The organism is Massilia sp. 9I (assembly GCF_902506415.1).
GTDB lineage: Bacteria > Pseudomonadota > Gammaproteobacteria > Burkholderiales > Burkholderiaceae_D > Telluria.
In genome coordinates this window covers 2,991,068-3,016,853 of sequence record NZ_LR733275.1, presented here as the reverse complement: position 1 = coordinate 3,016,853, position 25,786 = coordinate 2,991,068, and the positions used below count along the sequence as shown (strand labels likewise).

The window sequence follows — 25,786 nt, the reverse complement described above, 5'->3', positions numbered from 1 at the left end:
GGATCTGCCGCCTGTGTACGCCACCGCACAGTAGCTGCCGCCTGCATCTTCTAGCATGGCGGTGGCCGTGCGCGCCCTGCGTTTCCCTTCCCATTGACCTGCTTCCGGCGCTCGAACACGCCAGCGGTCTACAGCGCGCGCCTCTGTGTCGAGGTCCCTTTGAAGCAAGAGATGAATCCGAAGGCCGAATCCGGTGCCGCAGGCCTGCGGGCCTTGCTGGCTGAACTGGCCGAAGCGCTCGATGCCGCCAGCGATGCGCTGGACGGCGCACGCCGGCGCGGCAGCGAGCTCCCGCCCGCCGCCGGCGCCATCCTCGACCACCTCCCCCTGATCGACGCCCAGCTGCGCCAGGCGCGCGGCCAACTGCTGCACGACCGCGGCCGCCTGCCGCCGCACGCACCGGGCGGCGATGCCCGCATCCTCGTGCTCGCGCGCGAACTGGCCGCCGCCGAAGAAGGACGCATCGACCGCGCCGCCTTGGCCCACTTCCTCGCCGCCCGCCAGGAAGGCGCGCCCTTGACGCTGGCGGAACTGCGCCTGTTCCCGGCCGCGCTGCGCCTGGCCATGCTGGATGTTCTACGCCACATCGCCGCACGCGGCGCCCGCGCCTGCGAGGAACGCCTCCTCGCCGCCGACTGGGCCGGAAAAATGCTGGACACCGCCGCCAGCCGCTCCGGCGACCTGGTGCTGCTGGTCGCCGACATGGCGCGCGCCGTGCAGCCGCTGGGCAGCAGCTTCGTGGCCGAACTGGCGCGCCGCCTGCAGGGGCAGGGCGGCGCCGTGGCCCAGGCACTGGGCTGGATCGACGCGCGCCTGTTTGACTCCGGCTCCAGCATCGGCCAGCAGGTGCAACTGGAGCGCGACGCCATGGCCGCCGACGGCGTCGCCGCCGCCAATCTGCTGGCCAGCCTGCGGCGCCTGGCCGGGATCGACTGGCGCGCGCTGCTCGAGGAAGCCAGCGCGATCGAAGCCCTGCTGCGCGCCGACCCGGACGGCAGCTACCCGCGCATGGACGGCGCCACCCGCGACCAGTACCGGCTCGCCGTCGAGCGGCTGGCGCAGGGAAGCGGGCGCAGCGAGCTTGACGTGGCGCAGGAAGCGCTGGCGCTGGCGGGCATCCACCGCGCACCGGCCGAGGGAGGACTCGATACCCGCCGCCGTCACATCGGCTACTACCTGGCCGGTCCCGGCCTGGCTGCGCTGGAAGCACGCCTGCAACCGAACCCCGGCCCGGCCGCGCGCCTGCAGCGGCGTCTGCGCCACGCCCCGCTGACGGCGCAGATCGCGGCGACGGCGCTGCTCACGCTGCTGTTCGCCGCAGCGCTGGTGCTGTGCGCGCGCCAGCAGGGCGCCGGCCTGGTGCTGCAGTGCTTTGTCGGGCTGCTCGCGCTGCTCGGCGGCAGCAGCCTGGCGCGCGCGCTGACCGACATGATGAGGTCCTGGCTGGTACCGTCCGCGTCGACCCCGCGCATGGACTTCGGCGACGGTATTCCGGAAGGCGCCCAGGCCCTGGTCGCCGTGTCGACGCGCCTGACCAACACCGCGCAGGTCGATGCGCTGTGCCGCGACCTCGAAGTGCGCTACCTGGCCAACCGCGATCCGCGCCTGCGTTTCTGCCTGCTCGCCGATCTTTACGATGCGCAGGCCGAGACGATGCCCGACGACGAAGCCGTGGTCGCGCATGCGGCCGCCGCCATCGACGCCCTCAACCGCCGCCACGCGCGCGCGCATGTCTTCGACGTGATCGACGAAGAGAACCAGCCGGCGACCCAGCGCAGGCGGATCGAACCCTTCCTGCTCTTGCTGCGCCCGCGCGTGTGGAACGCCGGCGAGGGAGCCTGGATCGGGCGTGGCCGCCGGCGCGGGCAGCTGGCCGACCTGAACGCCGTTCTCGCCGGCGCCGGCCGCGAACGCTTCGCTACCGTCGCCGGCAACAGCGCCGGGCTGGCGGAAATCCGCTACGTGATCGCGCTCGATGCCGCCACCGACCTGCCGCGCGACGCCGCGCGCCGGCTGGCGGGCGCCATGGCGCATCCGCTCAACCAGCCCGCGCTCGATGCCGGAGGGGCGCGCGTGCTCGAAGGCCACGCCATGCTGCGCCCGAGCCTGGGCGGCGCGCTGCCCGGCACACTGGCCTGCCGCTACCAGCGCCTGTGGAGCGAGGGCCGCGGTACCTGGGGCGCGCGCATGGTCGGGCGCGAGTGCGAAGACCACGGCATGTTCGGCTGGGCCGCCATCTACGACGTCGATGCCTGCGAACGTGTGTTGCGCGGACGCCTGCCCGACGATGCGCTGCCGGCTCCTGGCGTGGTCGACGAGGGCTGCCTGCATGCGGGCCGCGATTGCGACGTGCGCCTGGAGGAAGCGATCCCCTGCAGCTACGGCGACCATGCGGCGCGCCGGCACCGCGCGCTGCGTGCGGCCTGGCAGGTGGCGGGCTGGGTGCGCGGCCGCGTGCTGCAGGCGGACGGCGCGCGCGTGATCAATCCGATGACCGCCAGCGCCCGCTGGCAGCTGTTCGACACGCTGCGCGAAAGCCTGGTGGCGCCGGCGCTGGCGGCCCTCCTGGTGCTGTGCTGGATGGCGCTCTCCGCGCCAGCGTTCTGGACCGCGGCGGTGCTGGCGGTGTTTTTCCTGCCGGCGCTGATCGGCAGCGTGTTGGCGCTGGTGGACCGGCCGCACGACGCGCCCTGGCGCCAGCACCTCGACAGTTGGGCGCGCGGCGCGCGCGTGCCGCTGGTGCGCGCCGCGCTGGCGACCAGCTTCCTGCCGCATGCCGCCTGGTGCCAGGCCGACGCGCTGGTGCGTGCGCTATGGCGTAGCCGGGTGTCGCGCCGGCGCCGCCTGGAGTGGCGCCCCGCCGCGCTGGCGCGTCCCGCGCGCGTGGTGGAGAACAACTGGCTGACCATGTGGTTCGCGCCGGCGCTGGCGGTGGCGACAGCGCTGCTGCTGACCTTTGCCAATCCCTATTCGCTGTTCACGGCGGCGCCGGTGCTGCTGGTGTGGTTCCTGTCGCCGATCCTGGCCTGGTGGACCAGCCTGCCGCTGCGCGCCCACGCGCCGCGGCTGCCGCGGCTGTCGGCCGAACGCCAGGCTTTTGTGCAGCGCATCGCGCGCCGCGGCTGGCGCTTCTTTGAAGACCACGCCGGCCCGGCCAACAACTGGCTGCCGCCGGAAAGCGTGCAGGAGCATCCGCACCCGCTGGCCGATGCGCGCACCACGCCGGCCGGCATGGCGATCTACCTGCTGTCGGCGCTGGCCGCGCGCGACTTCGGCTTCATTCCACCAGGCGCGCTGCTGCGGCGCCTCGACACGGCGCTGGCCTCGATGGCGCTGCTGGAACGCTGGAACGGCCACTTCCTGGCCGCCTACGACAACGCCACCCTGGCGCCGATCGAGCCGGCTTTCGTGGCCACCAGCGACAGCGGTTGGATGGCGCTCGGCATGCGCGTACTTGGCGCCGGCCTGGACGAACTGCCGGACACGCCGATCGCAGGCCCCCAGGACCTGGACGGCATCCGCGCCGCCCTGCACGTGGTGGACGAACTGGCCCAGCACCATGACCACGCCGTGCGCGCCCGGGTGGCAGCCGTGTGGGCCGCGCTCGATCCGCAGCGCTGCCGCGCGGCCCACACCCTGCCGGGCCTGTACGAATGCCTGCGCCACGTGACGGCCGCGGCCGATGCGCTGGAAGCAGGGGTGGCGGATCACCTCGACGCCGCGCTGCGCGACTGGGCGGCCTGCCTGGCCGCGCAATGCCATGCGGTCCAGGACGAACTGCTGGCGCTGACGCCCTGGATGCGGGCCGCCGAAGAATACGTGTTCGACGCCAGCCTCACGCGCATCCCGACCCTGCGCGAGCTGGCGGCACTGAGCTCGCCACCGGGTACCCACCACGACCTGGCGCGCCTGGTGCGCGACGGCAGCCAGCATGCCGGGAAGCTGCTGGCCGAGACGGCGCGGCTGGCCGAGCAGGCGCGCAGCTTCGGCGCCATGGACTTCGGCGCGCTGCGCGAGCGCGACACCGGCCTCCTGGCGGCCGGCTGCCACGTGCGCGAAGAGCGCCTCGACAGCGCCAGCTGCGAGCTGCTGGCGTCCAGCGCGCGCATCGCCAGCTACGTGGCGGTGGCCCAGGACCAGCTGGGCCAGCAGCACTGGTGGACGCTGGGCCGCCCGATGCGCATCGGCGGTGGCGAGCAGCTGCTGCTGTCGCGCAGCGGTGCGCTGTCGGACTACCTGGCGCCCGAGCTCTTGATGCCGTCCTGGCGCGAAACCCTGCTCGACCACGCCGGCCGCGCCGCCGTGCGCGCCCAGGTAGCGCATGGCGCGCGCCACGCCATGCCCTGGGGGATGTCGGAATCGCTTTGCAACGCGGTCGATGCCCAGCTGCGTTACCAGGGCGGCCGCTTCGGCATTCCCGCCGCCAGCCTCGAACGGAGCAACGGCGACCTGGTCGCCGCACCCTACGCAGCCCTGCTGGCGCTGCCGGTGCTGCCGGCGCCGGCGCTCGCCAACCTGGAACGCATGGCGCGCGACGGCTTGAGCGGCGAATACGGTTTCTACGACGCGGTCGACCATACGCCAGGGCGGCTGCCGCACGGCGAGCGCAGCCACGTGGTGCGCGCCTTCTCGGCGCGCCACCAGGGAATGGGCCTGCTTGCGCTGCTGCAGGTGCTGTTGGAGGCGCCGATGCAGCGCCGTTTCGCGCGCGACCCCGAGCTGCGCGCGGCCCAGGCCCTGCTGCAGGAAGCGCTGCCCGCCAGCGGCGCCTCGCAAGCCGCAGCCTACGGGAACGACGCGCCACCGGCCGGCCCGGCGCACGGACGCCATGTCGACGGCGCCGGCGCCGCCGCCGGCGTGCCGGAGCTGCAGCTGCTGTCGAACGGCAGCTACCACGTGATGGTGGACAGCGACGGCGCCGGCTACAGCCGCTGGAACGAGCTGCCGCTCACCCGCTGGCAGCCGGACCCGCTAGGCAGCAGCGGCGGCCTGGCCTGCATACTGCGCGATACGTCCTCCGGCGAGCGCTGGTCGGCCACGCTCGCGCCCGAATACGGCGAGCCGGAACGCTACGAGGCGGTCTTCGCCGAGGGCCGCGCCAGCTTCCGGCGTGAAGAGCGCGGCCTGGCGATCGCGATCGAGGTCGTGGTCGCACCCGAGGACGACGTCGAACTGCGGCGCATCCGCATCCGCAATACCGGCGACACACCCCGCACGCTGGAGGTGACCGGCCACGTCGCGCTCCTGCCCGGCAGCGATCCGCAGGTGCGCATCGACGCGGGCACGCAGTCACTGCTGTACCTGCCCGGACCGGGCGCGCCGGTCGTGCTGTGCCAGCTGGCCGTGCGCGGCAGGGCCGACGCGCCGCTGTTCAGCAGCAGCTGCCTCGACCCCGCCGGCGCGCTGCCGCCACTGGACCAGACACCCTTCGCACCGGCGCTGGCAATCCGCCGCAGCCTGAGCCTGGCGCCCGGCCAGGAAATCACGGTCGACCTGATGCTGGGCGCCGCGCCCACGCCCGCTGCCGCGCGCGAGCTGGCGGCGCGCTATGCCGATCGCCAGGCGGTGGAGACGGCGGTCGAGGCGGCGTGGACGCACGGCCAGGCCTTCCTGCGCGCGGCCGGCCTGAGCGACGCCCAGGCCCAGCGCTATAACCGCCTGGCCGCCTGCCTGCTCGACCCGACGCCCGGCCTGCGCGCCGACGCCGGCGTCATCGAACGCAATGTGCGCGGCCGCGACGCCCTGCGCCTGTACGGCGCGGACGTGAGCCGTCCGTTGCTGGTGCTGCAGCCGGGCCCTGAGAGCAGCCTGCTGCCCGAGGTGCTGCAGGCACATGCCTACTGGCGCGCACGCGGCCTGGACGCCGACGTGGTCGTGCTGTGCGAAGATCGTGCGGTCCGCGGCCAGGTGCTGGCATTGGCGCGCGAGGCGCTGGAGCACCCGGACGGCATCCATGTCCACTTGCTGGAAGAAGTGCCGCAGGAAGACCGCATCCTGTTGCGCGCGGCTGCCCGCGTGTTGCTGCTGGAAGAAGGCGGCGCTCTCGCCGACCAGCTGCGCCGCGCGGCGCCGGCGCTGCCGGCCGTGCCGCCGCCGTTCACACGGAAGGAGGACGCGGCGCCCTGGACGCTCGCCGCCGGACCCGAGCCGGAACCAAGGCTGCAGTACGACGACGGCCTTGCCGGTTTCTCGGAAGATGGCCGCGAGGCCGTGATCCGCCAGCCCTTGCCGGCGCCGTGCGAGCACCCGCTGGCCAATGGCGTATTCGGCGCGCTGGCGCCGGAGAGCGCAACGGGCAGCACCTGGTACGGCCGCCGCACGCGGCGCCTGACGGCCGCCCGAGGCGAAGCCTTCTACCTGCGCGACGAGGACAGTGGCGCGGCCTGGTCGCCGACGCCCTGGCCGATTCCGTCGGGCGAGCCTTACCGCACGCGCCATGGTTTCGGCTACACCCTGTTCGAACACCAGGCCCACGGCATCCGTTCCGAACTGCGCTGTTTCGTCGCACCCGGTGCGCCGCTCAAATATACCGTCCTGCGCCTGCGTAACCTGTCGAGCGCACCGCGCCGACTGTCCGTGACCGGCTACGTGCAGTGGTGGATGGACGAGATGGACCTGGACCCCGGCCTGCAGATCGTCACCAGCATCGACGTCGCCAGCGGCGCGCTGCTGGCGCGCAATGCCTTTGGGGCCGGCTTCGGCGACCAGGTCGGCTTTTTCCACCTCGACGCGCCGCAGCCGGCCTATACCGCCGACCGGCGCGAATTCATCGGCCGCCACCGCAGCCTGGCGCAGCCGGCCGCCTTGACGCGCAAGGGCCTGGCCGGCACCCTGGGCGCGGCGTTCGACCCCTGCGCAGCGCTGCAGGCGACGCTCGAACTGCAGCCCGGCGCGGAAACCGAACTGGTGTTCCTGCTGGGCGTGGCCGGCCCCGACAGCCTGGCCGCCAGCCGCACGGTGCAGCAGCACGGCGGCGCCAAGGGCGCAGCGCTGGCCCTGCGCCAGGTGCACGCCTACTGGGACGAGCTGCTCGGCAGCCTGCGCGTCTCCACCCCGGACCCGGCCTTCGACCTGTTCGCCAACGGCTGGCTGCCCTACGCGGCCGTGGCCGGCGCCATGGGCGGGCACTCCAGCGAGCAGCTGCAGGGCGCGCTGGCCGCGGTGCACGGCAATCCGGACACCCTGCGCGCGGCACTGCTGCGGGCCGCACGCGAGGACATCGGCGCCGAAGGCAGCCCGGTCGAGGACTTCCTGTGGCTTCCCTGGGCGCTGCAGCGCTATGTCAGCGTCACCGGCGACTACGGCGTGCTGCGCGAGCCGGCCGGCGGCGACCCGTCCAGCGGCACCCGGCTGGCGCGCGACGACCTGTACCAATACTGCGTGCACGGCCTGCGCGGCTGCCTGCGCTTTGGTCCACGCGGCCTGCCGCTGCAGGGCGCGCGCATGCACGAGGACGCGCCGGACCTGGAAGAGCGCACCGAAAACCTGCAACTGGCCTTCCTGCTCACCACCGTGCTGCAGCGCTTCGCCGAGGTGGCTGACCGCCGCGCCGACTTCGGCTTTGCCACCACCTGCCGCGGCGCCGCGCTGGCGCTCCAGGCCCAGGCCGAGGAACACGGCTGGAACGGCGCCGCCTATGCCCTCGAGGGTGAAGCGGCGGACGTGGCCACCCAGGCCTGGGCCGCCATCGCCGGCGCCGAACCGGAACGCGTCGCCCAGGTGCTGGAGCTGCTGGATGGGGCCGGCACCGAAGATTCGCGAACGGCGGCGTGGGCCGCACTGGTGCTGGCGGGCGAGGGCGTGGGCACCCGCGCCTGGGAACTGGTGCGCGCACTGAACCCGCTTGGCGTGCGCTCTGCCGGCGCACCTTGCTTCATGATGGATGGCGCGGCGGCCGGGTGGACGCAGCTGCTGCTGGCCGACGGCCTGCTCGGATTCAAGCGCGCGGTCGACCGCCTGGCGCCGGCGCCGCTGCTGCCGGAGGGCTGGGACAGCGTCCGCTTCCGCTACCGCACGGGGCGGACCGACTACCGGTTCACGGTGCTGCGCGCCACGGTGGGCGAGTTGCTGGTGCTCGACGGCGCGCCGCAGCCATTGAACACGATCGAGCTCGTCGACGACGGGCGCGAGCACGAGGTGGAACTGTATGTGGAACGCAGGCCGGGCGATGCGCGCACCGGCCATGGAAACAATCAGCCAGGAACGACGACATGACCAAGAATGCGATCGCGGCGGCCTGCGCCGCCCTGCTGTGCTGCGCCGCGCCGGCTGGCGCGGTCGACTGGAGCGACAACGCCATCAGCTACCGCTACGGCACCCGCTTCGCCGAGCCCTTCAATCCGGAGCACATCAAGAAGCACATCGTGGCCTTTACCCACGCCAGCGGCTACAAGTACGGCAGCAACTACCTGAACCTCGACGTGCTCAAGTCCGACAGCACCGATCCACGCGAGCTGGGGAGCAGCAGTGGCGCGACCGAGGCCTATCTGCTGTATCGCCACACGCTCGACATCGGCGCGCTGCGCGGCCAGGAGATCCGCTTCGGCAAGGTGAAGGGCCTGGGCCTGACGCTCGGCTTCGACGTCAACCACAAGGAGGACGTCGGCTACAACTCGCGCAAGCGCATGCTGGTGGCCGGCCCGACCCTGATGTGGGACGTGCCCGGCTTCCTGAACACCAGCATCCTGTGGCTGCGCGAATCGAATGCGCCGAGCGGCGCCTTCCCGCCGATCTCGAACGTGCGTGGGCGCTACACCTACGACACCCACCCGATGTTCGGCGCCAGCTGGGGCATCCCGGTCAACGAGCGCTTGTCCTTCGAGGGATTCCTGAACTTCATCGCCGCCAAGGGGCTGGATGAAACCGGCAACCCGACCAGCGCCGAGACCAACCTCGACATGGCGCTGATGGTCGACATCGGCCCGCGTTTCGGCTATGCGCCGAAGAAGATCCGGGTCGGCGTCGGTTATCAGTTCTGGAACAGCAAGTTCGGCAATTCGCGCCGGACCACGGGCGGGGCAGGGCAGCGCGCCAGCACGCCGATGCTGCGGGCGGACTTCCATTTCTGATCGTGTGAACGCAGCTGCCTGCCTGTGGCCATGAATTTTCACGGCGCAGGAAGCGCTAGATCTGTTGAATCTGTCTGGTGATCGCCTTTATCGCCCTGTCATTGCGCTCGCTGTAGCGATCAGTCAGGTAGTTTGTCCGACCCCGCATCAGCAGGGTCATCTTGAACAGCTCTTCCATGACATCGACCACCCGGTCATAGTAGGCCGATGGGCGCATCCGGCCTTCCTCGTCAAACTCCTTATAGGCCATCGGTACCGAGGACTGATTGGGGATGGTGAACATCCGCATCCAGCGGCCCAGCAGGCGCATGGTGTTCACGACGTTGAAGGACTGCGATCCGCCGCAGACCTGCATCAGCGCCAGGGTACGCCCCTGGCTCGGGCGCAGGGCGCCTTGCTCCAGCGGGACCCAGTCGATCTGGTTCTTCATCACGCCGGTGATGGCGCCGTGGCGCTCGGGGCTGCACCATACCTGTCCCTCGGACCACAGGAACAGTTCGCGCAGCTCGACCACCTTCGGATGGGTCTCCGGCACGCTGCCAACCATGGGCAAATCCGTCGGATCGTATATCTTCACTTCCGCACCGAAGTGTTCGAGGATGCGCGCCGCCTCCCAGGTCAGGAAGCGGCTGAAAGAGCGCTCGCGCAGCGAACCGTACAGCAGCAGGATGCGCGGCGGGTGGCGCATGTCGCCCACCTGCGCCAGCTTGTCCATGCTGGGCATGTCCAGCTGGTCCGCGTTGATGTTGGGGAGTCCGGGAATGCTGTTCATGGTCGTCGTCTTTCTCTTCAGCCCAATCGCAGCGCCAGCGCCGCCAGGGTAACCAGGAGGATCGGCAGGGTGAGCACGATGCCGACACGGAAGTAATAGGTCCACGAGATGCGCACACCCTTGCTCGCCAGGACGTGCAGCCAGAGCAGGGTGGCCAGGCTGCCGATCGGCGTGATCTTCGGCCCTAGGTCGCTGCCGATCACGTTCGCGTAGACCATCGCCTCGCGCACCGCGCCCGTCGCCTGCGTGGCGTCGATCGACAGCGCGCCCACCAGCACCGTGGGCATGTTGTTCATGATCGATGAGAGCAGCGCGCTCAAGAGGCCGGTGCCGAAGGCCGCACCCCACACGCCATGCTCGGCGAATCCTTCCAGCAGCGCGCTCAGGTAGCCGGTCAGCCCGGCGTTGCGCAGTCCGTAGACCACGAGGTACATCCCGAGCGAGAACACCACCACCTGCCAGGGCGCGCCGCGCAGCACTTCGCGCGTGGAAATGCGATGACCGCGCGCGGCCACCGCCAGCAGGACCAGCGCGCCGAATGCGGCGACCGCGCTGATCGGCACGCCCGCATCGTCGAGCCAGAAGAATCCGGCCAGGAGCATGGCCAGCACCCACCATCCGGCAAGGAAGGTGGCGCGGTCGTGGATGGCCTCATTCGGCGCGCGCAGCTGGCTCAGATCATAGTCGCGTGGAATGTCGCGGCCGAAGAAGAACAGCAGCGCGCCCAGCGTGGCCGCTACCGACACCAGGTTCACCGGCGCCATCACGGCGGCGTAGCGCGCGAAGCCGATGCCGAAATAGTCGGCGGAGACGATGTTGACGAGATTTGACACCACCAGCGGCAGGCTGGCGGTGTCCGCGATGAAGCCGGCCGCCATCACGAAAGCCAGCGTGGCTTGCGGGGAAAACCGCAGCGCGGCCAGCATGGCGATCACGATCGGCGTCAGGATCAAGGCCGCGCCGTCGTTGGCGAACAGCGCGGCCACCGCGGCGCCGAGCAGCACCAGCAGCACGAACAGGCGCCGCCCGCTGCCGCGTCCCCAGCGCGCCACGTGCAGCGCGGCCCACTCGAAGAAGCCGGCCTTGTCCAGCACCAGGCTGATGACGATGATGGCGACGAAAGCGCCGGTGGCGTTCCACACGATGCCCCAGACGATGGGGATGTCTTCCAGGCGGATCACGCCAAGCAGGAGGGCGGTGATGGCGCCGAAGGAAGCGCTCCAGCCGATGCCGAGGCCGCGCGGTTGCCAGATGACGAGGGCGAGGGTAGCGGCGAAGATCAGGAAAGCGGGCAGCAAGCGCGATCTCCCATCACGCCGGCAGCAGGCCGCCGATGCGGTCCAGCTCCGTCTTGAAGCGTGCGCGGTCTTGGGCCAGTTCGTCGAGCGGCAGCGCGAGGAATACCTCGATACGTGTGCGCAGGATGGCGTAGGCGCGTTCGAAGGCTGCCGTAATGGCCTGCTCCGTCCCGTCGACATGGCTCGGGTCGTCCACGCCCCAATGGGTGCGCAGGACCGGGCCGAGATAGGCTGGACAGGTCTCGCCGGCCGCGCTGGCGCACACGGTGACGACAATGTCGGGCATGACCGGAAGCGCGTCCCAGGACTTGCTGTAATAGCCATCCGTCGGGATGCCCTTGTCGGCCAGAAGCCGTAGCGCGCGCTCGTTCAGGCGCCCGGTCGGCTGGCTGCCGGCGCTGATGGCTTTCCAGCCCGCGGGGGCCAGGTGATTGAAGACGGCTTCGCTGATCAGCGAGCGGCACGAATTGCCGGTGCAGAGAAACAGGATGTTCATGTGTGATGTGTGTGCGCTGGCTCAGCTTGGGGCTTTGCATGTGGAGGCCGCCGGCGTGCACGGGTTCCCCCCACAGCAGTTTTCGGTAAGGAAGCCCAGCAAGGAGTTCATCGTGTCGAACTGCGCGGCATAGATGACGAAGCGGCCCTCCTGGCGCGATGTCACCAGATTTGAAAGCGCGAGCTCCTTGAGATGAAAGGTCAGGGAGGAGGGGCTGATTCCCACCGTCTCTGCAATCTTGCTCGCAGCTAATCCAGCAGGCCCAGCCTGAACGAGGGCGCGAAAGGTCGACAGCCTGGATTCGTGTCCAAGGGCATCCAGTGCTTTTGCGGCTTCGGAAATATGCATTTGCCAGACCCTAGGTGATTTTGGTGTTAATAGTATATTTCATTAAATCTTGAAATGTAAACGGATTCCCGCTGAGCGAATTGGCAACAAATTTAAAGCCGATCAACTTGCGTAGATAAATTTGCAAGTCCGCAGCAGAAGAACTCAAGGCTAATTCTCATGCAATTGTCAAAATTGCATTATGAAAACCTTTATCCTCTCCCTCTCCCTCCGTGCGCTGCTGCTGGCCCTGTGCTGCGGCAGCGCGTTCGCGGCGTCCGCCGAGCACAAGGAATTCGGAGCGACCCTGCACGCGCCCTTCCAGGCCGACCAGGCAACTGCGCGCCGGACCTTCAGCCTGAATTTCAGCTACCCTGGACTGGAACAGCCCGCGACCGTCTACTGGAAGCTGGAGCTGGTGAACCCGCAAGGGCGCATCGTCCAGGTCTGGCGCGGCAGCAGCGCCTTCAGCGGCGACGATATTCCCGTAAAAGTCCTGTGGGACGGCCGCGTCAAGGGCGCCGCTGCGCCGGCCGGCCTGTACGGGGTGCGCATGCGCGCCATCCTGCGCGACGTCTACCATGACGAGCAGCATGGCGCCGTCGAGCAGGACTGGCAGATCGCGGTCGGCCCCCGAGCCGGCCTGCGCATGCCGCGCTTTGCCCCACTGCCCGGCGTACGCGATACTGCGGCGACGGGGACCGCGATGGCGCCGGCAACGGCCTCTCTGCCCTACACGGTCTACCTGGCCAACCTGCACAGCCAGAGCAACCACAGCGATGGCGGCGCCGCCCTCGACGACTGCAAGGGCGCGCAGGATCCGCTCAAGGCGAAGTACGGTCCCGAAGCGGCCTTCGCCTACGCACGCGGGCGTGGCCTCGACATCCTGGCCGTGTCGGAGCACAACCACATGTACGACGGCTCGGACGGCACCAACCCGGACGCAGAGCCGGCCAAGGCCAAGGACCTGTACCAGGCCGGCCTGGCCAGCGCGGCCGCCTTCAACGCCACCAAGCCCGGCTTCCTGGCGCTATACGGCATGGAGTGGGGCGTCATCAACAACGGCGGCCATGTCAACATCTTCAACAGCGACGAGCTGCTGGGCTGGGAGACCAATGCCCGGGGCGAGCTGATGGCTGACACGCTTACCGCCCGCAACGACTACGGCGCGCTCTACGCCCTGATGCGCCAGCGCGGCTGGGTGGGGCAGTTCAACCATCCCTCGCACAGCGGCCAGTTCAAGGTGAACGGCGTGCCGCTCGCGTACACCCAGGACGGCGACGAAGCGATGGCGCTGTGCGAGGTCATGAACAGCACCGCGTTCTCCACCAACGACAGCGAGACCGAAACCCGGCGCAGCAATTTCGAACAGGCCTGCAATCGCCTGCTGGAAGCCGGCTACCACGTGGCATTCAGCACCAACCAGGATAACCACTGCGCCAACTGGGGCGCGTCCTATACCAACCGCACCGGCGTGCTGCTGCCCAATGGGACGGCGCTCACGCGCGACGCATTTGTCGAGGCGCTCAAGGCGCGGCGCGTGTTCGCGACCATGGACAAGGGCTCGCAGCTGGTGCTGACTGCGAACGGCAAGTTGATGGGTGAGCGTTTCAAGAATCGCGGGCCGTTGACGCTCGTTGCCAACTTCGCCTCCAGCGCAGGCAAGAAGGTGGCTGCCGTGGCAATCATGGAAGGAGTGCCGGGACGGAACGGCACGGTGACGGAAGTCTCGAACCTCGCCACGAGCACCTTCACGCCGGCGCCCGGCAAACACTTCTACTATGCCAAGGTGACGCAGGAAGACGGCAACGTGTTGTGGTCGGCGCCTGTGTGGGTGACGCAGGAATGAGGTGCGACGCCCGATCAAAAACCGAGCGATTCACCGGCGCCTAGCAGCGTAGCAAGCCCCAGCACCGCAAAGATCAAGGCCGCGATCCCGTGCACCAGCGTCAGCGGCACGCGATTGGCAATACGTTCGCCGAAAACCACGGCCGGCACGTTCGCCAGCATCATGCCGAAGGTGGTGCCGGCCACCACCGCCGCCATCGATTCGTAGCGCGCCGCCAGGGCGACGGTGGCGACCTGGGTCTTGTCGCCCATCTCGGCCACGAAGAAGGCGAGCAGGGTGGTCGCGAAGACGCCGTAGCGCGCCAGCGGCGCGTCTTCCGGGTCGATCTCATCGGGGATCATGGTCCATGCGGCCATGCCGAGGAAGGACAGGCCCAGGACCCAGCGCATTGTGTTGGGGCCCAGCAGTTCGCTCACCAGCGCGCCGACGGCGGCGGCGAAGGCGTGGTTGGCGATGGTGGCCACGAAGATGCCAAACACGATCGGCAAAGGGCGGCGAAAGCGGGCGGCGAGGAGGAAAGCCAGCAGCTGGGTCTTGTCGCCGATCTCGGCAAGTCCCACGATGCCGGTCGATACGAGGAAGGCGTCCATGAAGCGGCGGGTGCGAAAGCGCCGATCATAGCAGAGGCGCCTGTCAATACGGCGCGCGTGCTTTTCGCCCCCGGTTGAAAGTGCTATCCTGCCTGCGCCCTCAGCCCTACCGCGGCTGTTCGACGCCGTCATCCTTCCACGAGAGACCATGAAGACTAGCACCCTGCTGCGCGCCACGGCTTGCGCCTTTATCTGCCAGTGGAGCGCCTACGCGTTCGCACTCGATCCCCTCAGCTACGCCAAATACGACCAGGTCAAGACCACGGCCCTGCACCTGGACCTGAAAGCCGATTTCACCCGCAAGACCCTGGCCGGCTACGCCGACCTGTCGCTGAACTGGATCGACAAGAAGGCCACCACGCTGGACCTCGACACCCGTGAGCTCAGCATCTCGAAGATCGAGGCGCAGGATGCGAAAGGCGCCTGGGCGCCTGTCAAGTACACCCTCGACAAGCTCGATGCCGAGAAGGGCCAGGCCCTGCACATCGCGCTGCCAGGCCAGCCGGCCAAGGTGCGCATCCACTACCAGACCGCGCCCACCGCGCCCGCGCTGCAGTGGCTCACGCCCAAGCAGACCATGTCGGGCAAGTACCCCTTCATGTTCAGCCAGTCGCAGCCGATCGCCGCGCGCTCCTTCGTGCCGATCCAGGACACGCCAGCGGTGCGCTTCACCTACACCGCGCGCATCCAGGCCCCTAGCGGCATGCGCGTCGTGATGAGCGCCGATAACGACCCGAAGGCCACCGGCAAGGGCGGCTGGAAGTTCACCATGCCGCAGCCGGTGCCGTCCTACCTGATCGCGATCGGCATCGGCGAGCTGGAAGCGCGCACCCTGGGCGGGCGCACCGGCGTCTACGCCGAGCCGCTGCGCATCAAGGCCGCCGAATACGAGCTGGCGGACACCGAGAAGATGGTGGCCGCGGCCGAATCGCTGTACGGCCCGTATCGCTGGGGACGTTACGACATGCTGGTGCTGCCGCCGTCCTTCCCGATCGGCGGCATGGAGAATCCGCGCCTGACCTTCCTGACCCCGACCATGATCGCGGGTGACCGCAGCCTGGTCGACCTGGTCTCGCACGAGCTGGCGCACAGCTGGTCGGGCAACCTGGTGACCAACGCCTCATGGAAGCACTGGTGGCTGAACGAAGGCTTCACCACCTACGTCACCACCCGCATCCTCGAGAAGCTGTACGGCGAGGAAGTGGCGAACATGAACCTGCAGCTGGAGCAGGAAGAAGCGCTCGACTCGCTCAAGGATATCCCCAAGGCCAAGCAAGCCCTGATCACGCGTGATCCGGACACCTCGAGCGCCAACTATACGGACGAAGGACTGGCCTATCCGAAGGGCGCCTGGTTCCTGCGCACCCTGGAACAGCGCGCCGGCCGCGCCGTATTCGATCCTTTCCTGCGCGGCTGGTTCGACCAGCACGCTTTCCAGAGTGTGACCACCGACCAGTTCGTGCAGTACCTGCGCGCCAACCTGCTGTCGAAAAATTCGAAGATCATGAGCGACGCGGAGCTGGACGAATGGCTGTACGGCCCTGGCATCCCGGCCAGCGCCAAGAAGGCCGTCTCGACCCGCCTGGCGAAGCTGAACGACACCACCGCACGCTGGCTCAAGGGCGAGATCAAGACCGCGCAGCTGCCGGCCAAGAACTGGAATGCCGCCGAGTGGATGAAGTTCCTGAACGATATCGACAACAAGGCGAATGCCGCCAAGCTGGAAGAACTGGACAAGGCCTATGGCCTGGCCAAGACCGGCAACAATGAAGTCGCCTTCCGCTTCTACCGCGCGGCGGTGCATGCCGGCTACCGCGCCATCCGTCCGAACCTGGAAGCCTTCCTGATGAGCGTGGGCCGCCAGAAGTTCGTGGTGCCGCTTTACGGCGCGCTGCGCGCGAATCTTGATGACCGCGCCTGGGCCGAGCGCGTCTACAAGGCGGCGCGCGAGCGCTACCACCCGGAGACGCAGGGTAGCGTCGACAAACAAATGAATAAATAAGAGGGATGACCAGAGTGCTTTCCATGAACCGAATCGCAGCCGCGGTCCTGATCGCGTTTTCCGCCACTGGCGCGGTGTTTGCACAGGAAGCGGCGCCGGTCGCCGCCGTCCAGGCCCCGGCCTACAACCTGAAAGCTGACGTCGAGCGCGTCATGAAAGAATTCGACGTGCCCGGCATCGCCATTGCCGTGGTCAAGGACGGCAAAGTGCTGGCCGCCCAGGGCTTCGGCGTGCGCAAACGCGGCGAGCCGGCGCCGGTCGACGGCAAGACCATCTTCGAGATCGCCTCCAATTCCAAGGCTTTTACCGCCGCGGCGCTGGGCATGCTGGTGGACCAGGGCAAGCTGTCCTGGGACGACCCGGTGATCAAGCACCTGCCGGACTTCCGCATGTACGACGCCTACGTCACCGCCGAGATGACCGTACGCGACCTGCTGACCCACCGCAGCGGCCTGGGACTGGGCGCGGGTGACCTGATGTGGTGGCCGACGACGAACTTCACCACCGACGAGATCATCCACAACCTCCGCTACATCAAGCCCGCGACCAGCTTCCGCAGCAGCTACGCCTACGACAACCTGCTGTACATCGTGGCCGGCAAGATCATCGCCGCCAAGTCAGGCAAGAGCTGGGGCGAGACCATGCACGAGTGGATCCTCAAGCCTGTCGGCATGACGAATACCACCACCAGCCTGGACGAAAACGCGAAGTTCGCCAACGTCTCTGCGCCGCACAGCAAGATCAACGGCAAGGCGGTGCCGGTGAAACCGATGCCGGTGGCGAACGCGGTCGGCGCGGTAGGCATCAACACCAATGCCGAGGACATCGCGCGCTGGATGCAGGTGCTGCTCGATAACGGCAAGCTGGGCCAGGACAAGCGCCTGTGGTCGGACAAGCAGGCGCGCGAAATGTGGACCGCGCAGACCCCGATGACGATCAACACCCCGCGTCCGCCGCTGGCCGCCACCAAGCCAAATTTCTATGCCTACGGCCTCGGCTTCCAGCTGCGCGACTACCAGGGCAAGCTGGTGGCGATGCACGGCGGCGCGCTGCAGGGCTTCTATACCCGTGTGATGCTGGTGCCGGAAGCGAAGCTGGGCATCGCGATCTTCACCAATGCCGAGAGCGGTCCGTCGCTGAGCGCGCTGCAGTACCGCCTGCTGGACCAGTACCTGGGTGTGGCGCCGACCGACTGGATCGGCCGCATCGCCGAGATGGACCGCGAGATGCAGGCCAAGGAAGCGGCGCGTGTGAAGGGCGAAGCGTCCTCGCGCGCGTCGTCGTCGAAGCCCTCGCTGCCGCTGGCTTCGTACGAAGGGGAGTATGAGGATGTCTGGTACGGCAAGGCGTCGATCAAACGCGTGAACAACAAGCTGGTGCTGTCGTTCGCGAAGACGCCGGACCTGACCGGGGAGATGGAGCACTTCCAGCACGACACCTTCATCGTGCGCTGGAAGGAGCGTAACTTCAATGCGGACGCTTACATCACCTTCTCGCTGGACCATGACGGCAGCATCGAGCGGGTACGCATGAAGCCTGTTTCTACTGAGACGGACTTCAGCTATGACTTCCAGGACTTGCTGTTTGTGCCGGTGAAGAAGAAAGAGAAGTAATCGGCAGCGTTATGAACTTGGGTCCCGGCCTGCGCCGGGACGACGGTCTTTAGGCCAACACAAGAAAGACCGTCGTCCTCGCGCAGGCGGGGACCCAATTTTGCACGAAGGGTGTTAGCTCACTTCCCCGTCCACACCTTCATCATATCCTCCGACCCCTGCGTCCGAATCCCGTTATCCGACAGGATCCCTTCGGTCGCTTCCAGCGTCGCCTTGCGCGGCAGGACCAGGTTCTCGCCGTAGCGCTGGTCGAACCTGAACACGACAAATTCATCCTTCAAATCACGCAGCACCGCCACCAGGTGGGCCAGGCTGCGGATCTTGGTGCCGTTCACCGATTCCACCACTGAGCCGAAGCGGTTGCTATAGCCGGTCACCAGCTTGTGCGGGAAGAACGGGCCGCTGATTACCACCAGCTCTTCGCGCGTCACATCGGGCGAGTCGCCGCGCTGCGTCATCAGGGGGCTGTCGTTGAAGGCGTAGGCATTCGCCGCCGCCGCGTTCACCGCCAGGAAGGCCGTGAATTCGCTGGTGGCGCGGGTGAACGCCACCGGGCCGTACACGAAGTAGGACGGGTAGCCGCCGTTCAGGTCCGGCACCAGGAGCGGACGCGGGCCGCTGGTCGGGACCTCGACCTTCATCGACTTGCCGCCGCGGACGATGGTCATCGGCACCTTGCCGTTCTTCGCCACCTGCTGGATGCGGTACTGGAAGCGCACGCGCAGGTTCGCGCCCAGCTTCACCATGCCCTGGTTGTCGATCGCGGAATCGGCGATGTGGGTGATGATGTCGCCTTCCTTCAGCGGCCAGCTGGCATCGGTTTTGAATGGACGGTGCACCAGCGCGCCTTCCACCGACTTGTCGAGCTTCAGATACTGGCGCAGGGCCGGGTTCTCGAGCGTTTGCACGCTGTCGTGCAGCAGCGGCTTGCCGTCATAGCGGCCGTCCGCCACGTCTTTCAGGAACAGCTCGATCTCTTCGTTCGGGATCACGTAGCCGATGTTCTGGGCGCCCGCTGCCATCGAGAAGGCCAGGCCGATCATCTTGTCGCCCGCGATCACCGGGCCGCCGCTGTTGCCCGGGTTGATCGGCGCGTCGATCTGGATGCGCAGGCCCGAGCTGAACGAGCCGTAGCCGACGAATTCCACGCGCGAGACGATGCCGCGGGTGGTCGACAGCGAGTTGCCGCCGAGCGGGTAGCCGTAGGCGAACACCGCTTCGCGCACGTCCGGCAGCACGGCCGCGCGTTGCACCGGCGGGCGCTTGTCGAAGAAGGACGGGTCGTCCAGTTCCAGCACGGCCAGGTCCAGCCCGCGCGCCAGCGCGATCACCTTGGCCGACACCTTGTCGCCCGACTGGCTGGCCTGCACCTCGACCTGGCTGGCGTAGCCGACCACGTGGGCGTTGGTCAGGATGCGCTTGCCCTCGATGATGACGCCCGAGCCGGTGACGTCGGCCGGCGACTGCTTGCTCCAGGGTTTATAAGGGTCCGGGCGGCGCACGGTGGCGAAGATCTTGACCACCGAGTTCTCGATCGCCGGCAGGGCGGGTGCGGTGGTGGCGGATGGGGTCGAGACGGCGGGCGACGGCGGGGTCGCGGGCGTCGGTGCCGGGGGAGGCGTGGTGTCCTGTGCGTGGACGATGCCGGCCAGGGCGAATGCCACGGCGGCGGCGAGGCGTGCGGTTTTCATGGTTTCCTTCGGTGGCTCAACGGTACGAGTGGCAAGAATATACACGCTCGCCGCCGAAGGAAATACACAAAATTTCACTGGGGGAGGCGACTCCCCGCTGTGCTTACTGTTTCACGAACTTGAGCGTCATGCGGTCGCTCTCGCCGATCGCCAGGTACTTCTCGCGGTCCTTGTCCTTGTTGGCCAGGACCGGCGGCAGGGTCCACACGCCCTTCTCGTAGTCGGCCTTGTCCTTCGGGTTGGCGTTGACTTCCGATTTGCCGGCCAGCTTGAAGCCCTGGCCTTCCACCAGCTTGATCACCCAGGCTTCATGCACGTAGCCGCTCGAGGCCTTGGCGTCCTGCGTCATCGCGGCCGGCAGGCGGTGGTCGACGATGCCCAGCACGCCGCCTGGTTTCAGGACCTTGTGGATTTCCTTGAAGGTGTTCTTCAGCGAATCCTCGCCATTGCCGACCCAGTTGTGCAGGTTGCGGAAGGTGAGCACCATGTCGACGCTGTTCGGCGCCGCGATCTGGTAGGTGGCCGGCGGTTCGAACACGGCCGGGACGGCCTTGTCGTACAGGGCTGGCGCCGCGTCGAACTTGGCCTTGAGCGCCATGCCGCCGCGCTTCTCCGGCACGAAGGCCTGGCCTGCGGCGATGTATTTGCCGTTCGGGCGCAGGTAGGGCGCCAGGATCTCGGTGTACCAGCCGCCGCCCGGCACCAGTTCCACCACCGTCATGTTCGGCTTGATGCCGAAGAAAGTCAGGGTTTCGTAAGGGTGGCGCGCCGCGTCGCGCGCCTTGTTGGCGGCGCTGCGGTGTTCGCCCGCGATGGCGGCTTTCAGGGCGTCGTCCGCCTGCGCGACGCCGCCGAACAGGCTCGCGGCGATGCCGGCGGCCAGGATCAGTCGTTTCATTGGTTCGAAGTCTCCATGGTGGTTATACGCGGCCGTGCGGAACGCCGCCGCCGCGCTGATGATCGGTCAGCCTTAGCGGACAGTCAAGCATTCCTCGCATATGCATATCCGCTTCGTAAACACGCCTGTCCGGGTGTCCGCGCCGGACGCCCGGACAGGCGCCCGGACACTTTGCGCGGACAGCGGACGTCCACGAAAACAGACACTTGGAAAATGCTTTGACATGGCACAACAATTGCCTATTCAAAACGTCAAGTTGCTGCTAAGGTTGACAAGTTTGCCGAGGCCGCATCACGCCCGGCGAAGACCCTTCATTGCGCCGTAAATACAAGAGCGGGCCGTGTTGTTGGCGGGACCGCTGCCCCAGAAACAGGTTGATTTCAGGAGACACGATGGAACGCCGTACCTTTCTCAATTTCAGCAGCCTGGCGCTCGCCTCCACGATGGTGCCATTCACCCGTGCGATCGCCGCTGAAGAACTGCTCAGCTCCATGCCCACGGCCGCCAAGAAGGCGCTGGCCGACGTCGCGCTGAACGCCGCCACCAAGGCCGGCGCCAGCTATGCCGACGTGCGCATCGGACGCTACCTGAACCAGTTCATCACCACCCGTGACCTGAACGTCGAGAACGTGGCCAACACCGAGTCCGCCGGTATCGGCGTGCGCGTGATCGCCAACGGCGCCTACGGCTTCGCCGCCACCTCGGACATGAGCAGCGACGGCATCGCCAACGCGGCGCGCCAGGCGGTCGCCATCGCCAAGGCCAACGCCAAGCTGCAGTCCGAACCGGTGCGCCTTGCACCAGTCAAGGGCGTCGGTGAAGTGTCGTGGAACACGCCGATCAAGAAGGACTGGCGCACGGTGCCGATCAAGGAGAAGGCGGACCTGCTGATCGCGGCCAACAAGGCCGGCATGGAAGGCGGCGCGACCTTCATGAATTCGATGCTGTTCCAGGTGAACCAGCAGAAGTACTTCGCTTCCACCGACGGCTCCTACATCGAGCAGGACGTACACCGCATGTGGGCGCCGTTCCAGGCCACCGCGGTCGATAAGGCCACCGGCAAGTTCCGCTCGCGCTCGGGCCTGGGCGCACCAGTCGGCAAGGGTTACGAATACCTGGACGCGCGCAAGGAAGACAAGATCAAGGCCGCGGGCGGCGTCGCCACCCTGTACACCGGCTCCTACGACATCATCGAGGATGCGCGCGCAGCGGGCCGCGACGCCAAGGCCAAGCTGACCGCCAAGTCGGTCACCCCGGGCAAGTACGACCTGATGCTGTCGCCGGAACACCTGTGGCTGACCATCCACGAAAACGTCGGCCACCCGACGGAACTGGACCGCGTGCTCGGCTACGAAGCCAACTACGCCGGCACCAGCTTCGCCACCCTGGATAAATGGGAGTCGAAGAAGTTCAAGTACGGTAACCCGATCGTCAACCTGTTCGCCGACAAGACCACCCCGGGCTCGCTCGGCTGCGTGGGCTACGACGACGAAGGCGTCAAGACCAAGAAGTGGGACATCATCAAGGACGGCATCCTGGTCAACTACCAGGCCACGCGCGACCAGGCCCACATCATCGGCGAAAAGGAATCGCACGGCTGCTCGTACGCCGACTCCTGGAACTCGGTGCAGTTCCAGCGCATGCCGAACGTCTCGCTCGCCGCCGGCAAGAAGAAGCTGACCCCGGACGAGATGGTCAAGGACATCAAGAAGGGTATCTACATCGTCGGCGACGGCTCGTTCTCGATCGACCAGCAGCGCTACAACTTCCAGTTCGGCGGCCAGCTGTTCTACGAGATCAAGGACGGCAAGATCGGCCCGATGCTGGAAGACGTGGCCTACCAGGCCAACACCCAGGAATTCTGGAACGCCTGCAGTGCCATCTGCGACGAGCGCGACTGGCGCATGGGTGGCTCCTTCTTCGACGGCAAGGGCCAGCCGCCGCAGATCAGTATCGTCTCGCACGGTTCGTCGACCACGCGCTTCAACGGCATCAACGTGATCAACACCGCCCGCAAGATCGGCTAAGGCAAAGGACCCTCATGAGCATCCTGACCCAAGACCAGACCAAGCGCATCACCGAGCGCGTGCTGTCGCTCTCGAAGGCCGACGAGTGCATCGTCGACATCAGCGGCAACCGCATCGGCAACATCCGCTTCGCGCGCAATGCCGTGTCGACTGCTGGCCTGTCGGACGACACCCGCATCCAGGTGCAGGTCGCCTTCGGCAAGCGCCAGGGCACCGCCACCATCAACGAATTCGACGACAAGTCGCTGGAGCGCGCCGTGCGCCGCGCCGAGGACCTGGCGCGCCTCGCGCCGGAGAACCCCGAGTTCATGCCGGCGATCGGCAAGTCCGCGTTCAAGCCTTCGGAGACTTTCTTCCAGCGCACCGCCGACATCGACCCGGAATTCCGCGCCCAGGCCGCCGCGTATGCGATGGAAGCCTGCCGGAAGAAGGGCCTGGTCGCCGCCGGCTTCTTCACCGACCGCGCTTCGTTCCAGAGCGTGGCCAATTCGAACGGCCTGTTCGGCCACCAGGTCGCCACCTCGCTCGACTTCACCTGCACCGTGCGCACCGAAGACGGCCGCGGCTCGGGCTGGGTCAAGCGCTCGGCGCGCGACGCCGCCAAGTTCGACGCGCGTGAAGCGGCCGACGTGGCGATCGAGAAGGCGCTGCGTTCGGTGGACGCCAAGGCGATCGAGCCGGGCCGCTACACCGTCGTGATGGAACCGGCCGCCACCAGCGACCTGCTGACCTTCATGCTGGGCGGCTTCAATGCCCGCATGGCCGACGAGGGCCGCAGCTTCCTGTCCAAGAAGGGCGGCCTGAACCGCCTGGGCGACAAGCTGTTCGACCAGCAGGTGAATATCTGGTCCGACCCGTGGGACAAGGACGTGCCGGTGCTGCCCTGGGACGGCGACATGCTGCCGCGCGAGCGCCTGCAACTGGTCAAGGACGGCCGCATCAATGCGCTGAACTACTCGCAGTACTGGGCCAAGCAGAAGGGCCAGCGCGCGATCGGCCGTGCCGGCAACGTCATCATGGCCGGCACCGACCGCACGACCGAAGAGCTGATCGCCAGCACCAAGAAGGGCGTGCTGGTGACCCGCACCTGGTACATCCGCATGGTGGACCCGCAATCGGTGCTGCTGACCGGCCTGACCCGCGACGGCACCTTCTACATCGAGAACGGCAAGGTCAAGCACCCGATCAAGAACTTCCGCTTCAACGAGAGCCCGGTGACGATGCTGAACAACATCGAGGAGATCGGCAAGCCGGTGGTGATCGGTGGGGACGAGGCGAACTACTCGATGCTGATCCCGTCGATGAAGGTTCGCGATTTCAACTTCACGTCGCTGTCGGACGCGGTGTAACAGGACCACAAAAGCAACCATCACCACCGTCGTCAAGACCGTCATTCCGGCGCAGGCCGGAATCCAATTCCGCACCGTAGTGCTAACGCAGAACTTGGGTCCCGGCCTTCGCCGGGACGACGCGCAGCGGCAGCGGGTGAACGCAAACGGAAAATTAGACACACATGGAACGTCGTAAATTCCTCCAGATCGGCGCCGGTACCGCGGGCGCCATGCTCATCCCGGTCTTCGGCAACGCCATCGCCGCCGATGAGCTCATGAGCGCCATGCCGCGCAGCGCCAAGAAAGCGCTGGCCGACATTGCGCTGAATGCCGCCACCAAGGCCGGCGCGTCGTATTGCGACGTGCGCATCGGCCGCTACCTGAACCAGTTCGTCATCACGCGCGACCTGAACGTCGAGAACATCAGCAATACCGAGTCGAGCGGCGTCGGCGTGCGCGTGATCGCGGGCGGCGCCTACGGCTTCGCCTCGACCAACGACATGAGCCCGGACGGCATCGCCAACGCGGCGCGCCAGGCGGTGGCCATCGCCAAGGCCAACGCCAAGCTGCAGACCGAGCCGGTGCGCCTGGCGCCGGTGAAGGGCGTCGGCGAAGTAGCCTGGGCCACGCCGATGAAGAAGGACTGGCGCAGCATCCCGGTCAAGGACAAGGCCGACATGCTGATCGCCGCCAATAAGGCGGGCATGGACGCCGGCGCCACCTTCATGACCGCGTCGCTGTTCCAGATCAACCAGCAGAAGTACTTCGCTTCCACCGACGGTTCCTACATCGACCAGGACATCCACCGCCTGTGGGCCCCGATCAATGCGACCGCCGTCGACAAGGCCAGCGGCAAGTTCCGTTCGCGTGCGGGCCTCAGCTCGCCGGTGAGCATGGGCTATGAGTACTTCGACGCCAAGGCCAGCGACAAGGTGCAGGCGGCGGGCGGCGTGACCACGCTGTACACCAACTCCTACGACATCGTCGAGGATGCCAAGCTGTCGGGCAAGCAGGCGCGCGAAAAGCTCACCGCGAAATCGGTCGAGCCGGGCAAGTACGACCTGGTCCTGAGCCCCGAACACCTGTTCCTGACCATCCACGAGAACGTCGGCCACCCAACGGAGCTGGACCGCGTGCTCGGCTACGAAGCCAACTACGCCGGCACCAGCTTTGCGGGCCTCGACAAGTGGGAAACCAAGAAATTCAAGTACGGCTCCGAGCGCGTGAACTTCGTTGCCGACCGCACCACCCCGGGTTCGCTTGGCCTGATCGGCTACGACGACGAAGGCGTGCGCGCCAAGAAGTGGGACATCATCCGCAACGGCATCCTGGTCAACTACCAGGCCACGCGCGACCAGGCCCACATCATCGGCGAGAAGGAGTCGCACGGCTGCTCGTATGCGGACAGCTGGAGCACCATCCAGTTCCAGCGCATGCCGAACGTGTCGCTGGAAGCCGGCAAACAGCGCCTGACCCCGGACGAGATGGTCAAGGACGTCAAGAAGGGCATCTACATCCTGGGCCGCGGCTCCTACTCGATCGACCAGCAGCGCTACAACTTCCAGTTCGGCGGCACGCTGTTCTACGAGATCAAGAACGGCAAGATCGCCGGCCCGCTGGAAGACGTGGCCTACCAGGCCAACACCCAGGAATTCTGGAACGCCTGCTCGGCCATCTGCGACGAGCGCGACTGGCGCATGGGCGGCTCGTTCTTCGACGGCAAAGGCCAGCCGAGCCAGGTCAGCGCAGTCTCGCATGGTTCGAGCACCGCGCGCTTCAATGGCATCAACGTCATCAACACCGCACGCAAGATCGGTTGAGAGG

Annotated in this window: 15 protein-coding genes; 8 read left to right on the top strand and 7 right to left on the bottom strand. The window is 67.4% G+C overall.

Annotated elements, in window-relative coordinates:
• Positions 1–171 precede the first annotated feature (171 nt).
• The gene (locus GV068_RS13550) at positions 172–8,214 is read left to right on the top strand and encodes a GH36-type glycosyl hydrolase domain-containing protein (protein WP_159698506.1); all 8,043 of its coding nucleotides are present in this window, start codon (positions 172–174) and stop codon (positions 8,212–8,214) included.
• Complete coding sequence (locus tag GV068_RS13545) at positions 8,211–9,068, top strand: outer envelope protein (RefSeq protein WP_159698503.1); 858 nt, start codon at positions 8,211–8,213, stop codon at positions 9,066–9,068. Before GV068_RS13550 ends, GV068_RS13545 begins: the two co-directional genes overlap by 4 nt.
• Positions 9,069–9,123: 55 nt before the next feature.
• On the opposite strand, the gene arsH is transcribed toward GV068_RS13545, so the two are convergent.
• The 4 genes from arsH to GV068_RS13525 are packed head-to-tail and all read right to left on the bottom strand — an operon-like array spanning position 9,124 to position 11,982.
• The gene (gene arsH / locus GV068_RS13540; protein ID WP_159698500.1) at positions 9,124–9,840 is read right to left on the bottom strand and encodes an arsenical resistance protein ArsH; all 717 of its coding nucleotides are present in this window, start codon (positions 9,838–9,840) and stop codon (positions 9,124–9,126) included.
• 17 nt (positions 9,841–9,857) lie between these two features.
• A complete protein-coding gene (locus tag GV068_RS13535) occupies positions 9,858–11,138 on the bottom strand; it encodes an arsenic transporter (RefSeq protein WP_159698497.1) in 1,281 nt (426 codons plus the stop codon).
• 13 nt (positions 11,139–11,151) lie between these two features.
• Positions 11,152–11,634, bottom strand: coding sequence for an arsenate reductase ArsC (locus GV068_RS13530; RefSeq protein ID WP_159698494.1), 483 nt, complete (start codon positions 11,632–11,634; stop codon positions 11,152–11,154).
• Between the two features lie 21 nt (positions 11,635–11,655).
• A complete protein-coding gene (locus tag GV068_RS13525) occupies positions 11,656–11,982 on the bottom strand; it encodes a helix-turn-helix transcriptional regulator (protein WP_159698491.1) in 327 nt (108 codons plus the stop codon).
• A 181-nt stretch (positions 11,983–12,163) separates the two neighbouring features.
• Here GV068_RS13525 and GV068_RS13520 point away from each other — a divergent pair, with 181 nt between their 5' ends.
• Positions 12,164–13,810: a CehA/McbA family metallohydrolase gene (locus GV068_RS13520; protein WP_159698488.1), complete on the top strand. Its 1,647-nt coding sequence runs from the start codon at positions 12,164–12,166 to the stop codon at positions 13,808–13,810.
• 14 nt (positions 13,811–13,824) lie between these two features.
• Here the strand turns inward: GV068_RS13520 and GV068_RS13515 are convergent, their stop codons facing one another.
• Positions 13,825–14,400: a TMEM165/GDT1 family protein gene (locus GV068_RS13515; protein WP_159698485.1), complete on the bottom strand. Its 576-nt coding sequence runs from the start codon at positions 14,398–14,400 to the stop codon at positions 13,825–13,827.
• Positions 14,401–14,548: 148 nt separating this feature from the next.
• On the opposite strand from GV068_RS13515, the gene GV068_RS13510 reads away from it, so the two are divergent.
• Entirely contained in the window at positions 14,549–16,402 is a 1,854-nt protein-coding gene (locus GV068_RS13510; protein ID WP_159698482.1) for a M1 family metallopeptidase, read from the top strand.
• A 23-nt stretch (positions 16,403–16,425) separates the two neighbouring features.
• Positions 16,426–18,015 carry a serine hydrolase gene (locus GV068_RS13505; RefSeq protein WP_159698479.1) on the top strand — a complete coding sequence of 530 codons (1,590 nt, stop codon included), beginning with the start codon at positions 16,426–16,428 and terminating at the stop codon, positions 18,013–18,015.
• Between the two features lie 119 nt (positions 18,016–18,134).
• Here the strand turns inward: GV068_RS13505 and GV068_RS13500 are convergent, their stop codons facing one another.
• Positions 18,135–19,706, bottom strand: coding sequence for a S1C family serine protease (locus tag GV068_RS13500; protein WP_159698476.1), 1,572 nt, complete (start codon positions 19,704–19,706; stop codon positions 18,135–18,137).
• Between the two features lie 103 nt (positions 19,707–19,809).
• Entirely contained in the window at positions 19,810–20,604 is a 795-nt protein-coding gene (locus GV068_RS13495) for a class I SAM-dependent methyltransferase (RefSeq protein WP_159698473.1), read from the bottom strand.
• A gap of 392 nt (positions 20,605–20,996) precedes the next feature.
• On the opposite strand from GV068_RS13495, the gene GV068_RS13490 reads away from it, so the two are divergent.
• The 3 genes from GV068_RS13490 to GV068_RS13480 all read left to right on the top strand — a co-directional run bounded on the left by GV068_RS13490 (position 20,997) and on the right by GV068_RS13480 (position 25,782).
• On the top strand, positions 20,997–22,631 hold the full coding sequence (locus GV068_RS13490) for a TldD/PmbA family protein (RefSeq protein ID WP_159698470.1): 1,635 nt from the start codon (positions 20,997–20,999) through the stop codon (positions 22,629–22,631).
• Between the two features lie 14 nt (positions 22,632–22,645).
• A complete protein-coding gene (locus tag GV068_RS13485) occupies positions 22,646–23,980 on the top strand; it encodes a TldD/PmbA family protein (RefSeq protein WP_159698467.1) in 1,335 nt (444 codons plus the stop codon).
• Between the two features lie 164 nt (positions 23,981–24,144).
• Positions 24,145–25,782, top strand: coding sequence for a TldD/PmbA family protein (locus GV068_RS13480; RefSeq protein ID WP_159698464.1), 1,638 nt, complete (start codon positions 24,145–24,147; stop codon positions 25,780–25,782).
• Positions 25,783–25,786: the final 4 nt, after the last annotated feature.